The organism is Rhizobium sp. P28RR-XV, from assembly GCF_012641385.1.
Taxonomy (GTDB): domain Bacteria; phylum Pseudomonadota; class Alphaproteobacteria; order Rhizobiales; family Rhizobiaceae; genus Rhizobium.
In genome coordinates this window covers 44,072-57,743 of sequence record NZ_JABAIG010000012.1, presented here as the reverse complement: position 1 = coordinate 57,743, position 13,672 = coordinate 44,072, and the positions used below count along the sequence as shown (strand labels likewise).

The window sequence follows — 13,672 nt, the reverse complement described above, 5'->3', positions numbered from 1 at the left end:
AACAAAGCGCCGCTTTCGAGCGGCGTTTTTTTACAATCCGCGCAGGAAAGGATTGGTGCGGCGCTCGTCGCCGATCCGGCTGCCTGGCCCATGACCGCAGATGAAGCCGACCTCATCGCCAAGCGGGAAGACCTTGTCGCGGATCGATTCCAGCAGCTGCTGGTGGTTGCCGCCGGGCAAATCCGTTCTTCCGATCGAGCCGTTGAACAGCACGTCGCCTAGATGGGCAAAGCCCTGCTTGCGGTTGAAATAGATGACATGACCGGGGGCATGGCCTGGGCAGTGGAAAACCTCGAACTCATGCTCACCGAAGGAGAGCTTGTCGCCCTCCTTCAGGAAGCGGTCCGGCACGACATTGCGCACGCCGGTAATGTTGAACATCTTGCCCTTGCCCTCGATATCGTCCAGCAGGAAGCGATCGTCTTCATGCGGGCCGATCACCTCGATCCCAAGCGCTTCGCGCAGCTCGTCGGCGCCGCCGGCGTGATCGATATGGCCGTGCGTCAGCCAGATCGCCTTCAACGTGATGCCGTTCTCGCGCACGGTCTGCAGGATGATGTCGACATCGCCGCCCGGATCGACCACGACGCCCTCCTTCGTCTCCGGATCGAACAGGATGGTGCAATTCTGTTCGAAAGGGGTCACCGGAATGATACCGGCTTGGAGCATGCCCATGGAGCGCCTCGTCTGTTTGATCGTCCTGCTGCGGATATAGCCGCAAACCTCCGGCAAAACAGCCCCCGCCGGCGTCAAAGCGATGCCAAAGCCAGCTTTCGCCTCGCAAAATGGCGAATAAATATAAAGAATTAATAGATTTAAAGGCGCGTGTTCATTCAACGGAAGCGGGATCAAAGCAGGCCAGCCGGAACACTGAAGCACCCGAGGCGTTGAGATAGGTCTTTAGAGGCCAGAAGGAGAGAACCAATGTCCTTGAAGAGAAATTTGCTGCTGGCCGGTGTCATCCTTGCCGGCAGCGCGGGCCTGGCCCAGGCTGAAATGTCCGCAACCACCGCCACCGACATCGAAGTTCGCTCCGGCCCGGGCGCGGAATTCCCGACCGTCGGCGTCGCAACGCGCGGATCCGAGGCGACGCTGGATGGCTGCATCGAAGGCAGCCGCTGGTGCCGCGTGGATGTCAACGGCATGCGAGGCTGGGTCTATGCCCAGTCTCTCAGCGTCGAACAGAACGGCGCGTCGGTGGTAGTCCAGGACCACCGCGATGATCTCGGCATTCCCACCATCACCTATGAGCAGACGGATTCCGTCAGGACCGGCAGTGTCCGGACCGCGCAGCCTGGTCCAAATGACGAATTGCTCGGCGCCGTCGATCAGGGCAGCGGCAATGTCGTCGTGATCACGCCATCTGAGGAAATCCGAACCTACATCGACGACAATCCGGTCGATACGGTCCAGTTGAACGGTGACCTGGTCGTCGGCGCCACGGTTCCGCAAAGCGTGGAAGTGCACCGCATTCCGGATTATCAGTACAGTTATGTCGAAGTGAACAACCAACCGGTCCTGGTCGATCCGAGAACGCGTCGCATCGTCTACGTCTACCGCTGATTCGCCCGCAAGGCCGAACAAGATGGCGAAATTGGCTTGCGACTGACCGGCCGCAAGCTCATATCGCGGATTTCCCCTGAAATTATTGCAGAATTCTCCCGTCTGAGTTGCCCTTCTATTTGCAGCGATCCTTGCTTGATGTAATCCTAATATCCACTGGGGATTATCGCCGCTTCCTGCTGTAGCAATCCGGGACGCGACGAGAGGGGATCCGGGAGCGTCTTCCGGAGCAATAGGAGAAGGGTAGTCATGGAAAGTCTAGGGCCTATCATCACGCAATTGATAGCCGGTGCGATCGGTGGCAACGCCGCGAGCGCCGTTTTGAAGCAGGATGGGATAAATCTTGTCGCAAGAACCATCGCCGGCGCCATCGGTGGCCTTGGCGGCGGTCTGATCCTTAATCTGATCGGCAGTGAAGCGCTTACCGGCCTCATCGCGCAAGGCATATCCTCGCTGGTTGCCGGCGGCGTGCTTTCCGCCATTGTTGGCGCGGTTCTCGGCCGCAAGTCGTAAATTCATCAAATCGCACAGGCCGGCGGAGAGACCCGCTCGGCTTGTGCGCATCCGAGCGCCGCTCCGTCCGGCACCGGTCTCCGCCCATCCGTAGCTCGGAATGGGATGACATGGACCATGTCGGCGCAGCCGACGCTTACCGAATTCGGATCGAATGCCTTGCCATTCGATCGCTTTTATGCGGCCTCTCTTCCTGCCATGGCCTGCAAAGATTGCCTTCGCCACCACACAGGGGTTGATTATCGTTTCCACCGCGCTCTATCCACGAGATGCAACAGGGGGAAATACGAGATATATTGGAATTTTGCGGAGCCGCTCGCGTAATTTTCCGATGCGGCAACGCCGTTTGAGCCGTGCGGCAATTGTACGAAAACAGTCGATGGCGTAAAAATGTGTCAACGAAGCTGACATATTTTTATATAAGTTTCCCGGATGCTCCAAAATTGGAAAGGAACTGCCAGGGTGCCACGACAGATGAGCCAGAACGCGGCAAAGACGGAGCTGCTGGAAACGCCGATGCAGAATGCGGGAAGCATCGATTTCGAGGTGATCGAGCTGCTTTTCTTCGCCTACCGCGATTTCGTTTCGGATCCGGACCAGATTCTCGTCAAGAGCGGCTTCGGGCGTGCTCATCATCGCGTCGTTCATTTCGTTAACCGCGAACCCGGCATGACCGTTGCAGACCTTCTGGAAACATTGCAGATCACCAAACAGAGTTTGGCGCGGGTTCTCAAACAATTGATCGATTCGGGTTATATTCGGCAGGTCGCCGGTCCGAAGGATCGGCGACAGCGCAAGCTTTACCCCACGCGGGCCGGCCGCGATCTGGCTCTGGCGCTGGCCGAGCCGCAATCGCGCCGCATTGAACGGGCATTCGAAGGCACGTCGGAAGCGACACGCGAAAGTGTGAAACGTTTCCTGCGGGAAATGCAGACCGAGAAGTGACAGCATTCAGGCCGCGGGGGCCGGTGCGGAATACCTCATCGCAATCGATGGGTAGGACAGGATCGAGACGGATCGAATGACGACAAAAACAGCAATCTCGGATGATGCAGCACATCTTCTCGTCGTGGACGACGATACGCGTATCCGCGCCCTCCTCAACCGCTACCTGATGGAGAAGGGTTTCCGGGTAACGGCTGCCGCCGACGGTGCCGAGGCCCGCCGCAAACTGGAAGGGCTCGATTTCGACCTCATCATCATGGATGTGATGATGCCCGGCGAATCCGGGATCACGCTGACATCGAGCCTGCGCGCCATCAAGAACATTCCGATCATCATGCTGACCGCACTTGCCGAAGCCGACTCCCGCATAGCGGGCCTCGAAGCCGGCGCGGACGACTATCTGCCGAAGCCCTTCGATCCGCGCGAGCTGGTGCTGCGCATCAACAACATACTTCGGCGCAATACCCCCGCCGACTCCCCGAAGATCGAGCTTGTCATGTTCGGACCCTATACGTTTTCGCTGACGCGCAAGGAGCTCAAGAAGGCAGCGGAACTCATCCGCCTGACCGACCGCGAACAGGAAATCATGCTGCTCTTCGCGAAGCGCGCCGGCGAGACGATCCCGCGTCATGAGCTGATCGGCAGCGATGCCGAAGTGGGCGAACGCACCATCGACGTGCAGATCAACAGGCTACGTCGCAAGATTGAAGACGATCCGGCCAACCCTATCTGGCTGCAGACGGTGCGTGGCATAGGCTACCGCCTGAGCATAGACTGAGATCGGCTCGCGGGACCAGGTGATGGTGACTTTCGATTCGATCAGGCGCGACCAGGACCACACGCCCTCCAACGGGCTCCGGTGGCTGACACGCTGGCTGCGCCGGTATGTTCTGCCGACCGGCCTCTATGCTCGCTCGCTGCTGATCTTCATCCTGCCGATGATCATCCTGCAGGCAGTCGTGACCGTCGTCTTCATGGAACGCCACTGGCAGATGGTGACGCAGCGGCTGTCGATGGCGACCACCCGCGACATCGCCGCCATCATCGCGATAATCGAGACCTATCCGCAGGATGCCGATTATTCGGCCGTTACCCAGATGGCGCGTCAGAAGCTCGACCTCGCCATTTCGATCGAGCCGGGTGGTGAGCTGCCGCGGCCCGGCGAGAAGCCCTTCTTTTCGATCCTCGACGGCATTCTGAGCGATGAGATCCGCGATCAGATCAACCTGCCCTTCTGGATCGACACCGTCGGCAACTCCAGCCTGGTCGAGATCCGCATCAAACTGCCCGACAAGGTGCTGCGCGTCTTCGCCAAGCGCAGCCAGACCTATGCCTCCAACACTCACATCTTCATTCTGTGGATGGTCGGCACCTCGCTGGTGCTGATCGGCATCGCCGTGCTCTTCCTGCGCGGCCAGATCCGCCCGATCCTGGCGCTGGCTCAGGCCGCGGAAAGCTTCGGCAAGGGACAGCGGCTGGAAAACTATTCCCCCCGTGGCGCTGACGAGATACGCCGTGCCGGCCTCGCCTTCATCCTGATGCGCGAGCGTATCGAACGGCAGATCGAGCAGCGCACGGCGATGCTCTCCGGCGTCAGTCATGACCTGCGAACGGTTCTGACCCGTTTCAAGCTTCAGCTTGCTCTTGTCGGCGACAATCCCGATCTTGTCGGCCTCGGCGAGGACGTCGAGGACATGCAGAGCATGCTCGAGGGCTATATGGCCTTCGCCCGCGGCGAAGCGGAGGAAGATGTCGGCCAGTTCAAGCTCAGCGACATCCTTGAAAAGGTCCGGCAGGATTTCACGCTGCATGGCAAATCCATGAGCTTCTCGATCGACGGCGACGACGAGATCTCCGTCCGGCCCAATGCCTTTACGCGGCTGGTGACCAATCTCGCCACCAACGCCCGCCGCTATGCCAACAGCCTCCGCGTCGAGGCCCGCCACAGCGCCAAATGGCTGACGATCGTCTTCGATGATGACGGACCCGGCATCCCCGTCGAAGCGCGCGACGATGTTTTCAAGCCGTTCTTCCGGCTGGATACAGCGCGCAACCTCGACAAATCCGGCACGGGCCTCGGCCTTGCCATCGCGCGCGACATAGCCCGCAGCCATGGCGGCAACGTCACGCTCGGCGACAGCCCGCTCGGCGGCCTGCGTGCCACCATCCGCATTCCTGCGTGAGGGGAGACATCTGATGCCGATCGATATTGATGGCATGCATTGGCTGAACGCGCCGCCGCTGTGGGAAATGAACCAGGGCCGGCTGTTCGTCCGTTCCGGCAACAAGACCGATTTCTGGCAGGAAACCTATTATGGCTTCCATCGCGACAACGGCCATTTTCTCGGAATGCCTCGCCGCGGCGATTTCACCGCCGAAGTAACGTTCATCGGACATTATCGAGAGCTTTACGACCAGGCGGGGCTGATGGTCCGCCACGACGCCAGGCATTGGATGAAATGCGGGATCGAATATACCGACGGCGCCAGGCATTTCAGCGTCGTCGTCACCAATGGCAATTCCGACTGGTCCGCTTTCCGGCTGGATCACGACTTCGATGCCATGTCCGCGCGGGTCACCCGCAACGGAGACGCCCTCTTCATCCAGTATCGCACCGACCGTATGAGCGAATGGCGAATGGCGAGACTCGCCTGGTTCGATCCGACACTGGAGGATGTATTGGTCGGCCCGGCCTTCTGTTCCCCTCAGCGGGAGGGCTTCGAGGCGGAATTTCTCGATTTCAGCCTGACCGATCCTGTATCAAGAGATATTCACTAAGTCTGCTTTCCCCGCGATCGTGAAAGGGGGGGGCACTCACATCAACCTTTTGCCGTTCGGCACCGGTTGGGTCACCGCGGCAAGAACGATCGCTCCCGCCTCATCCTCGAAGCCGAGGGTCAGCACTTCGGAACGCACCGGCCCGATCTGGCGGGGCGGAAAATTGACAACGGCCAGTACTTGCCGTCCGACAAGAGTTTCGGGCGTATAATGCACGGTGATCTGGGCGGAGGAACGCTTGATGCCGATCTCCGGCCCGAAATCGATCCTAAGCTTGAAGGCGGGCTTGCGCGCTTCCGGAAAGGGCTCCGCTTCGATAATTGTTCCGACACGGATATCCACCCGTTCGAAATCGCCATAGGTGATCTCTTCCGTCATGCCCTGCCCTTTATCGAAAATTTGGAAGGGCTCAGCGTTTCATGGAATCGCTGAGCCCTTCTTCTCTTTACTTTCACGCAAATCCGGACGGAAAACCTTCGTGCGCTTTTCCTGAAATTGATTTAGCCAGCCAGTTCCTGTGCCCGCTTGCGTGCCGCTTCCAGGGCCGCATCGAACAATGGCTGCATGCCATCTTCCGCCATCAGCACGCCGAGCGCCGCAGCGGTCGTCCCGCCGGGAGACGTCACGTTCTGGCGCAGGCGCGAGGCGTCGTCGGGAGACTGGTGCAGCAATTCACCAGCCCCCGCGACGGTTTCCCGTGCAAGCCGCATGGCGAGGTCCGCCTGCAGGCCGAGCTTCCGGCCCGCCTCCGCCATGCATTCGACGAGATAGAAAACATAGGCAGGCCCGCTGCCCGAAACCGCAGTCACCGAGTCGATGTCGGCCTCGTCAGGCACCCATTCGACCGGGCCGGACACTTTCAACAGGTTGTGGACTAGCTGCCGCTGGCGATCGCTCACGCCAGCATTCGCGAAAGCCCCGGTCACGCCACGTCCGACCATGGCGGGCATATTCGGCATGGCTCGCACCATCGCCGCCTGTCCCAGGTGCTGTTGAAGCGAGGAGAGCGTCTTGCCGGCGGCAATGGAGACAACGACGGTTCCCTCGCCCACTAGAGACTTGAGCGGCGGCAGAACCGCATCCATGAGCTGGGGTTTGACGGCGATGAAAAGAACACCGGCCGTCACGCCGGCGGGAGCTTCGGTGACGTGGCTGGCACCAGCATCCGCGATCATTTTCCGCATCGCCTCTGCCGGATTGGGATCGACGACGATGACCGACGATCCCGGCACACCATTCTTCAGCCATCCCGTCAGCAGCGCGCCACCCATATTCCCCGCGCCGATCAGCATGATCGGCCCGGAGGATACCAATGCGTTGGCGGATTGTTGACCTGTCATCTCACGCTTCGCCCACCGTTTCGAAGAGCACGGCTTCCATGGCGCGGTTCGCATCGAGCCCGGACCATACTACGAATTGGAAAGCCTGATAGTATGCCTCGCAGGTGTCAAGCGCGTTGGAAAGCAGCACTTCCACTTGCCGGTTGGTGGGCTCGGCCCCGCCGGACAGCAGCAGCGACTGCCGGAAGATGACGATATCTTCCTGCCGCCATAGATCGAAATGGCCCATCAGCACCTGCCCGTTGATGCAGGACAGGAGCTTGATCACCTCGTTGACGCGCGGATCCGGAACCTTGACATCGAATGCGCAGGCTATGTGCAGCGCCTCGAACTCCTCCATCCAGGAGAATGAGACATGATAATCGGTCCATCGCCCTTCGACGGTCATGGCGATTTCATCCTCGCCCGACCGCTCGAACGACCAGTCGTTATTGGCAGCAACGAACTCGATCATGTCGACCGGATTCGATTGTCGTTCGACTTCCATTTCCATAAGGCTCATGCAGCACCTTCTTGACCGGAACGATTGCAGTTTTCCCGTGACCCAACACTGAAAGAACGCAAACAGTTTTACTCCGGAAACACATTCGGGATGATGTTGAACGGTTGCCAGACTAACGCTTCCAGCATGCCCGGGGCTTACCAAGTCCGTTTCGAATCATCATTTAAAATCAGTGTATAGCGGCATGCCCGGCATGCCAGCCCCTGAGCGGCGATTTTGGAAACGGCACTGTGGAAAGCTCTTCTGACGCCTATTCAGAAGGGAGTCATAACCGACTCTGGCGATTGGCTTTTTTGCCTATGTCCACAAGTGGAAAAACAGACGGAAATTTTCATAGGAAAAAGGTGCGGCAAGCGGGTGCCGCACCGGTCTACAAGCTGAAGGTCGGACTTATTTGCCCTTCGAAGCGAGTTTGGCTTCCAGCGCTTCGATTCTCGCGAGCAACGCCTCGTTCTCATCGCGCGCCTTGATCGCCATTTCGCGAACGGCCTCGAACTCCTCGCGCTTGACGATATCCATGCTGTTCAGCCACCGCTCCGCATGGGCATTGAAGGCCGTCTCTATCTCGCGGCGCACGCCCTGGGCAGCACCGGCGGCATCTGTCATCAGCTTGGCGAATTCATCCAAGATTCGGTTCGGTCCAGTGCTCATGGCAATCTCCTTGCGGCCGTCGGCCCTCAACGGTCAGGCATCGATACGGGCCAGATAGTGCTGAGGTAAGATTTCCAAGGGGCCGATGCAAGCAAATTGAGATAGGACGGGACAACGCAGCTTCGGATCACGGACGCCGCAACAAACGACTTGACCGATTCAGTGGCGAACGCCATGTTCCGCGCACATTTGGATACTTAGCATGATCCTGTTCCGAAATGGCACGGTGCTATCGGGAACATGCTGCAACGGGCCTGACGATCTTGCTGACATCCGCCAATCTCGCCGCAATCCTGCCTTTTCCGGATATCGATCCGATCGCCGTTTCTCTCGGCCCGATTTCAGTCCATTGGTACGGGCTTGCCTATGTCGCGGGCATTCTGCTCGGCTGGCTCTATGCAAGGCGGCTGGTCGATAACGGCAGGCTCTGGCTCAACGATACCGCGCCCATGACGCGTCAGCATCTGGACGATTTCATCCTGTGGGTCGCCTTCGGCATCGTTCTCGGCGGCCGCATAGGCTACATCCTGTTCTACGATCTCGGGCCTGTGCTCGCCAATCCCATCCGCGCCATCCAGGTCTGGAACGGCGGCATGTCCTTCCACGGTGGATTAATAGGCACGACCATCGCCATGATTTTGTTCGCAAGGCGCAACAAGATTCCAGTTTGGAGCCTGTTCGATATCGTCGCCGCCGTCGCGCCGATCGGGCTTTTCTTCGGCCGCATCGCCAACTTCATCAACGGCGAGCTATGGGGCCGCGTCACCGACGTGCCCTGGGCGATGGTATTCTGCAGCCCGCATGTGATCGCCGCCCATAACGGCGTCTGCCCCGCAGGTCCCGACCCGCGCCACCCGAGCCAGCTTTATGAAGCCGGCATCGAAGGCATCATTCTCTTCCTGGTTCTCTTTGCCCTCACGCGCTGGATGCTGGCGTTGAAGAAACCGGGCATGGTCAGCGGTATTTTTATCATCGGCTACGCTTTCTCGCGTATTTTTGTCGAATTCTTCCGTCAGCCTGATGAGCAGCTCGGCTATTTGCTCGGCACGGACTGGCTGACGATGGGCATGGTACTGTCGCTTCCGATGGGCGCCATCGGCCTTTGGGTCGTGATCCGCGCCCGTCAGGCGGCGGCCGGGCAGATGGCGTGAGGTGGGGTTAATATCGCGTGGTCTTTTCAAAAGAGGCTCCCAGCCTGTCAGGGCCACGCATTAGCGAAAGCAAAGAATGACGACGGCGCTCGGGGAAAAAATCAAAGCCATCATCCGCACCAACGGGCCATTGAGCATCACGGATTATTTTTCGCTGTGCCTCGCCGATCCGGTGCATGGTTATTACAAGACACGTGAACCCTTCGGCCAGTCCGGCGACTTCGTCACCGCACCCGAAATCAGCCAGCTTTTCGGCGAGATGATCGGCGTCTTCATGGTGCACGCCTGGCAACGGCACGGAACGCCGGCCGATGTGCGCCTCGTCGAAATCGGCCCTGGCCGCGGCACGATGATGTCGGACATGCTGCGCGTCATCGGTAAGCTCGCGCCGCCGCTCCATGAAGCAATGACGGTGCATCTCGTCGAAACCAGCGAGCGGCTGCAGGGCTTCCAGCGGCAGACCCTCGAAGCCTATGGCGCAAAAATCTCTTGGCATTCGGATTTCGGCGAAGTTCCAAAGGGCTTCACGCTGATTGCCGCCAACGAACTCTTCGATGCCATTCCGATCCGTCAGTTCGTTCGCACCGCCAATGGCTTCCGCGAGCGCACCGTCGGCCTCGACGTCAACGACGAACTGACCTTCACGACGGGCGTCGCCGCGCTCGATCCCGCGCTTCTTCCGGAAGGCGGACTTCCACCGATCGGCGCTGTGTTCGAGATTGCACCTGCCCGCCAGGCCGTCATGACAACGATCTGCGACCGGCTGGCGGCTCACGGCGGCACGGCACTAGCCATCGACTACGGCCACATGGCGACCAGCTTCGGCGACACGCTGCAGGCCGTGCGCATGCATGAATACGACCCTCCGCTGGAACATCCCGGCGAGGCGGATCTCACCAGCCATGTCGATTTCCAGCACCTGGCACAAACCGCGCTCGCCTCCGGCCTGCACATCAACGGCTGCTGTCACCAGGGCGATTTCCTGGTCGGGCTCGGTCTGCTGGACCGTGCGGCCGCCCTCGGCCGGGATCAGGATGCGGCAACGCAGGAAGGCATCCGCATCGCTGTGGAGAGGCTCGCAGGCGCAGGCGAAGGCAAGATGGGAGAGCTTTTCAAGGTGCTGGCCGTTTCCAGCCCGGCGATCGACCTCCTGCCCTTTCGCCCTGTCGGCTGAAACCGGACCATTGATCCCGTGGATTGACAGTGCGCGCCGGGCTGGGCCAACATCCCGGCAAGATCGAACTGCTTCGCCGCGGCTGCGTTATGTCAAGCACGACCGGCCAAACCAGATATCAAGGGATGTTTTAGGTGCCGACACCACTTGCTAGCACGCTGCTGAGCGCCGCCGAGGCTGCCGGCATTCGCCATGGCTATTTCACCCGAGCCGGCGGCATTTCTGAAGGCCTCTATCGCGGCTTGAACGTTGGCCTCGGCTCGAACGACGATCGCGACCGCGTACACGAGAACCGCCGCCGCGTCGCCGGCTGGTTTGGCCTACCCGTCGATCAGCTTGCCACCGTGCATCAGGTCCACTCTCCCGATGTCGTGACGATCGGCGCACAATATGACGGCAGCCGCCCGCAGGCCGATGCGATGGTAACGGCGACGCCGGGTATCGCGCTTGGCGTGCTCGCCGCCGATTGCGGCCCCATCCTCTTCGCCGATCCGGAAAACCGGGTCATCGGCGCCGCCCACGCCGGCTGGAAGGGCGCGCTGACCGGCGTCTTGGAAAACACCATCGATGCGATGGAAGCACTTGGCGCAAGACGCGAGGCAATCATTGCCTGCCTCGGCCCCTCGATCAGCCAATCGAGTTATGAGGTCGGCCCCGAATTTGTCGAGCGTTTCCTCGCCCATAATCCCGGCTATGCGAAATACTTCGCCCCTTCGGAGCGAGATGGCCACGCCATGTTCGATCTGCCAGCCTTGACCGTTGATCGCCTGCACAAGGCTGGCATCACCGCCGAAAGCCTGAACCTCTGCACATACCCGGACCCGGAACGCTTTTTCTCCTATCGGCGCACGACGCATGCCAGGGAGCCGGATTACGGACGACAGATTTCCGCCATCGCCATCGGGGAGGCAGCTTGACATGGCCCTGCAATTCGAACGCAGCGAATACGATGCTCGTCTGGCGCGGCTATTGGCGAGGATGCAGGAAGAAAAGCTCGATGCGATGCTGCTCTTCGCCCAGGAGAGCATGTACTGGCTGACCGGCTACGATACGTTCGGCTATTGCTTCTTCCAGACATTGGTCGTCAAGTCGGACGGTTCCCTGACGCTTCTGACGCGCTCGGCCGACCTCCGCCAGGCACAGCTCACATCTGTTATCACCGACATTCGGATTTGGGTCGATCGCGTCAATGCCGATCCGACGCTCGATCTCAAGGAGCTTTTGTCCGATCTCGACCTCCTCGGCACCCGCATCGGCATCGAATATGATACCCATGGCATGACCGGCCACGTCGCCCGCCTGCTCGATCACCAGCTTGCCAGTTTCGGCCAGATCGTCGACGCCTCCTACCTGGTAAGCCGCCTGCGCCTGACCAAGAGCCCTGCGGAAATCGCCCACGTCGAACGCGCCGCCGCGCTGGCCGACGATGCCTTGGACGCCGCCCTGTCTTTGGTCAAACCCGCCGCGGATGAAGCCGATATCCTCGCCGCCATGCAAGGCGCCGTCTTTTCCGGCGGCGGCGATTATCCCGCCAATGAGTTCATCATCGGCTCGGGTTCGGAAGCCCTGCTCTGCCGCTACAAATCCGGTCGCCGGAAGCTCGACGCCGAGGATCAGCTGACGCTCGAATGGGCAGGTGTCGACGCCCATTACCATGCCGCCATGATGCGCACGGTCGTCATCGGCAATCCAAGCCATCGCCACCGCGAACTCTACAGCGCCTGCCTGGAAACCCTGCAGGCGATCGAAACGATCCTGATGCCGGGGCATACCTTCGGCGACGTCTTCGACATGCATGCCAAGATCATGGACGAACGCGGCCTTGCCCGGCACCGGCTGAACGCCTGCGGCTATTCGCTCGGCTCCCGTTTCTCCCCCTCCTGGATGGAGCACGAGATGTTCCATATGGGCAATCCGCTTGAGATCCAGGAGAACATGTCGCTTTTCGTGCACATGATCATCGCGGATTCCGATAGCGGCACGGCGATGACCCTCGGCCAGACCTATCTGACGACGTCGCAGGCGCCGAAAGCCCTTTCCCGCCACCCTCTCGAATTTCTTAACCGTTAGGGGCGTAAGATAGCGGTCCTGAACGGTCAGACCGTCGGGAGAAAGGATCGCGTCGATGGGATTGGTCAGGATAACGTTGACTGTCGCCGGCATTTGCCTCGCGCTCTCCGCCTGCAATACCACGGACGCCCTGACGCCGCCCGAGGCCATCCGCGATGTCGGTTCGAGCCCGGTTACGCAAGGCGATGTCGAGCGCATGGCTGCGGCTCCCCAGCGTCGCCAGACCTATCAAAGCTCGCAGGAGAGCTACGGCTATCAGCAGCAGACCTCGCAGCAGGCATATCAGCCGCAAAACTACGGCGGCAGCGGCACGCTCGACCAACAGGCATCGGCGCTGAAATCGAGCGGCAGCAATCCTTACGCCTCTCGTCCGCTCGACGATTCCCGCACCGCCTCCATCGCTCCGGCCAACAATCAGTTTTCGGAGGCCGACGAGCAGCGCGAGGCCGACCGGCGCCTGTCGGACGATCAGCAACCGCAGCAACAGCAGGAACAGACTGCGGATGACCAGCAGCCGGAGCAACAGCAGCCGGAGCAACGACAGGCCTCGCTACCGCCCGCCGCCGCGCCCGGGGGCAACAGCATCCGTTTCCTGCCGATCATCGGCGCTCCCGTCGAAGCCGTCACGCCACTTTCGCGCCAACTCGGCGCCGACGCCCGCTCCCTCGGCCTGACAATCAAGAGCTCGAGCGATTCCAGCGCCGCCTATATTCTCAAGGGCTATCTCTCCGCCTTCGAGGACGGCCCGCAGATTTCCGTGACCTATGTGTGGGATGTACTCGATAGCAACGGCAACCGCGTGCACCGCATACAGGGTTCGGAAAGCGCGCCGCTGAAGCGCGGCGACCCTTGGTCGGCCGTTCCTCCGACCGTCATGCAGAAGATTGCCACCAAAACCATGTCGGAATTCAATTCCTGGCGCGATTCCAGCGGTGGATAGCCACAAGCTTTTCAGAAATATGAAAGCTAACACGCATCTCCCCCT

General features: G+C 60.3%; 16 protein-coding genes. 11 read left to right on the top strand and 5 right to left on the bottom strand.

The annotated features are described in order from the left end of the window. Positions 1–30: 30 nt before the first annotated feature. A complete protein-coding gene (locus HGP12_RS24990) occupies positions 31–675 on the bottom strand; it encodes an MBL fold metallo-hydrolase (protein WP_168842466.1) in 645 nt (214 codons plus the stop codon). A gap of 249 nt (positions 676–924) precedes the next feature. Between HGP12_RS24990 and HGP12_RS24985 the strand changes: the two genes are divergently transcribed. From HGP12_RS24985 to HGP12_RS24960, 6 genes are all read left to right on the top strand, one after another. Then, entirely contained in the window at positions 925–1,563 is a 639-nt protein-coding gene (locus tag HGP12_RS24985) for a DUF1236 domain-containing protein (protein WP_168842467.1), read from the top strand. A 249-nt stretch (positions 1,564–1,812) separates the two neighbouring features. Then, the gene (locus tag HGP12_RS24980) at positions 1,813–2,076 is read left to right on the top strand and encodes a hypothetical protein (protein WP_149634793.1); all 264 of its coding nucleotides are present in this window, start codon (positions 1,813–1,815) and stop codon (positions 2,074–2,076) included. 474 nt (positions 2,077–2,550) lie between these two features. After that, the gene (locus HGP12_RS24975) at positions 2,551–3,021 is read left to right on the top strand and encodes a MarR family winged helix-turn-helix transcriptional regulator (RefSeq protein WP_205926624.1); all 471 of its coding nucleotides are present in this window, start codon (positions 2,551–2,553) and stop codon (positions 3,019–3,021) included. A 76-nt stretch (positions 3,022–3,097) separates the two neighbouring features. Next, the gene (locus tag HGP12_RS24970) at positions 3,098–3,799 is read left to right on the top strand and encodes a response regulator (protein ID WP_112340717.1); all 702 of its coding nucleotides are present in this window, start codon (positions 3,098–3,100) and stop codon (positions 3,797–3,799) included. Between the two features lie 22 nt (positions 3,800–3,821). After that, positions 3,822–5,204 (top strand): ATP-binding protein, encoded by a 1,383-nt coding sequence (locus HGP12_RS24965; RefSeq protein ID WP_168842469.1) that lies wholly within the window; start codon positions 3,822–3,824, stop codon positions 5,202–5,204. A gap of 13 nt (positions 5,205–5,217) precedes the next feature. After that, entirely contained in the window at positions 5,218–5,799 is a 582-nt protein-coding gene (locus HGP12_RS24960; RefSeq protein WP_168842470.1) for a DUF1349 domain-containing protein, read from the top strand. Between the two features lie 36 nt (positions 5,800–5,835). Here HGP12_RS24960 and HGP12_RS24955 read toward each other — a convergent pair whose 3' ends face one another. The 4 genes from HGP12_RS24955 to HGP12_RS24940 all read right to left on the bottom strand — a co-directional run bounded on the left by HGP12_RS24955 (position 5,836) and on the right by HGP12_RS24940 (position 8,292). Continuing rightward, positions 5,836–6,177, bottom strand: a complete 342-nt coding sequence (locus tag HGP12_RS24955) for a tRNA-binding protein (RefSeq protein WP_168842471.1) — start codon at positions 6,175–6,177, stop codon at positions 5,836–5,838. Between the two features lie 122 nt (positions 6,178–6,299). Next, positions 6,300–7,139, bottom strand: a complete 840-nt coding sequence (gene proC, locus HGP12_RS24950) for a pyrroline-5-carboxylate reductase (RefSeq protein ID WP_168842472.1) — start codon at positions 7,137–7,139, stop codon at positions 6,300–6,302. Position 7,140: 1 nt separating this feature from the next. Then, entirely contained in the window at positions 7,141–7,641 is a 501-nt protein-coding gene (locus HGP12_RS24945) for a YbjN domain-containing protein (protein ID WP_112340712.1), read from the bottom strand. 390 nt (positions 7,642–8,031) lie between these two features. Continuing rightward, positions 8,032–8,292, bottom strand: coding sequence for an accessory factor UbiK family protein (locus tag HGP12_RS24940; RefSeq protein ID WP_069612652.1), 261 nt, complete (start codon positions 8,290–8,292; stop codon positions 8,032–8,034). 263 nt (positions 8,293–8,555) lie between these two features. On the opposite strand from HGP12_RS24940, the gene lgt reads away from it, so the two are divergent. The 5 genes from lgt (at position 8,556) to HGP12_RS24915 (ending at position 13,627) form a co-directional block, all read left to right on the top strand. Beyond that, positions 8,556–9,443, top strand: a complete 888-nt coding sequence (lgt, locus tag HGP12_RS24935) for a prolipoprotein diacylglyceryl transferase (protein ID WP_168842524.1) — start codon at positions 8,556–8,558, stop codon at positions 9,441–9,443. A gap of 76 nt (positions 9,444–9,519) precedes the next feature. Next, positions 9,520–10,617, top strand: a complete 1,098-nt coding sequence (locus HGP12_RS24930) for a class I SAM-dependent methyltransferase (protein ID WP_168842473.1) — start codon at positions 9,520–9,522, stop codon at positions 10,615–10,617. 134 nt (positions 10,618–10,751) lie between these two features. After that, positions 10,752–11,534, top strand: a complete 783-nt coding sequence (pgeF, locus tag HGP12_RS24925) for a peptidoglycan editing factor PgeF (protein ID WP_168842474.1) — start codon at positions 10,752–10,754, stop codon at positions 11,532–11,534. 1 nt (position 11,535) lies between these two features. Then, on the top strand, positions 11,536–12,687 hold the full coding sequence (locus HGP12_RS24920) for a M24 family metallopeptidase (RefSeq protein ID WP_168842475.1): 1,152 nt from the start codon (positions 11,536–11,538) through the stop codon (positions 12,685–12,687). 55 nt (positions 12,688–12,742) lie between these two features. After that, on the top strand, positions 12,743–13,627 hold the full coding sequence (locus HGP12_RS24915) for a hypothetical protein (protein ID WP_168842476.1): 885 nt from the start codon (positions 12,743–12,745) through the stop codon (positions 13,625–13,627). Positions 13,628–13,672: the final 45 nt, after the last annotated feature.

Excerpts from the sequence above, each read along its gene's own strand:
- HGP12_RS24970 (WP_112340717.1), top strand. The coding sequence starts at position 3,098 with ATGACGACAAAAACAGCAATCTCGGATGATGCAGCACATCTTCTCGTC.
- HGP12_RS24965 (WP_168842469.1), top strand. The coding sequence starts at position 3,822 with ATGGTGACTTTCGATTCGATCAGGCGCGACCAGGACCACACGCCCTCC.
- HGP12_RS24920 (WP_168842475.1), top strand. The coding sequence starts at position 11,536 with ATGGCCCTGCAATTCGAACGCAGCGAATACGATGCTCGTCTGGCGCGG.
- HGP12_RS24960 (WP_168842470.1), top strand. The coding sequence starts at position 5,218 with ATGCCGATCGATATTGATGGCATGCATTGGCTGAACGCGCCGCCGCTG.
- HGP12_RS24940 (WP_069612652.1), bottom strand. The coding sequence starts at position 8,292 with ATGAGCACTGGACCGAACCGAATCTTGGATGAATTCGCCAAGCTGATG.
- HGP12_RS24990 (WP_168842466.1), bottom strand. The coding sequence starts at position 675 with ATGGGCATGCTCCAAGCCGGTATCATTCCGGTGACCCCTTTCGAACAG.
- HGP12_RS24980 (WP_149634793.1), top strand. The coding sequence starts at position 1,813 with ATGGAAAGTCTAGGGCCTATCATCACGCAATTGATAGCCGGTGCGATC.
- HGP12_RS24945 (WP_112340712.1), bottom strand. The coding sequence starts at position 7,641 with ATGAGCCTTATGGAAATGGAAGTCGAACGACAATCGAATCCGGTCGAC.
- HGP12_RS24915 (WP_168842476.1), top strand. The coding sequence starts at position 12,743 with ATGGGATTGGTCAGGATAACGTTGACTGTCGCCGGCATTTGCCTCGCG.
- HGP12_RS24975 (WP_205926624.1), top strand. The coding sequence starts at position 2,551 with ATGAGCCAGAACGCGGCAAAGACGGAGCTGCTGGAAACGCCGATGCAG.
- HGP12_RS24930 (WP_168842473.1), top strand. The coding sequence starts at position 9,520 with ATGACGACGGCGCTCGGGGAAAAAATCAAAGCCATCATCCGCACCAAC.
- HGP12_RS24985 (WP_168842467.1), top strand. The coding sequence starts at position 925 with ATGTCCTTGAAGAGAAATTTGCTGCTGGCCGGTGTCATCCTTGCCGGC.
- HGP12_RS24955 (WP_168842471.1), bottom strand. The coding sequence starts at position 6,177 with ATGACGGAAGAGATCACCTATGGCGATTTCGAACGGGTGGATATCCGT.
- proC (WP_168842472.1), bottom strand. The coding sequence starts at position 7,139 with ATGACAGGTCAACAATCCGCCAACGCATTGGTATCCTCCGGGCCGATC.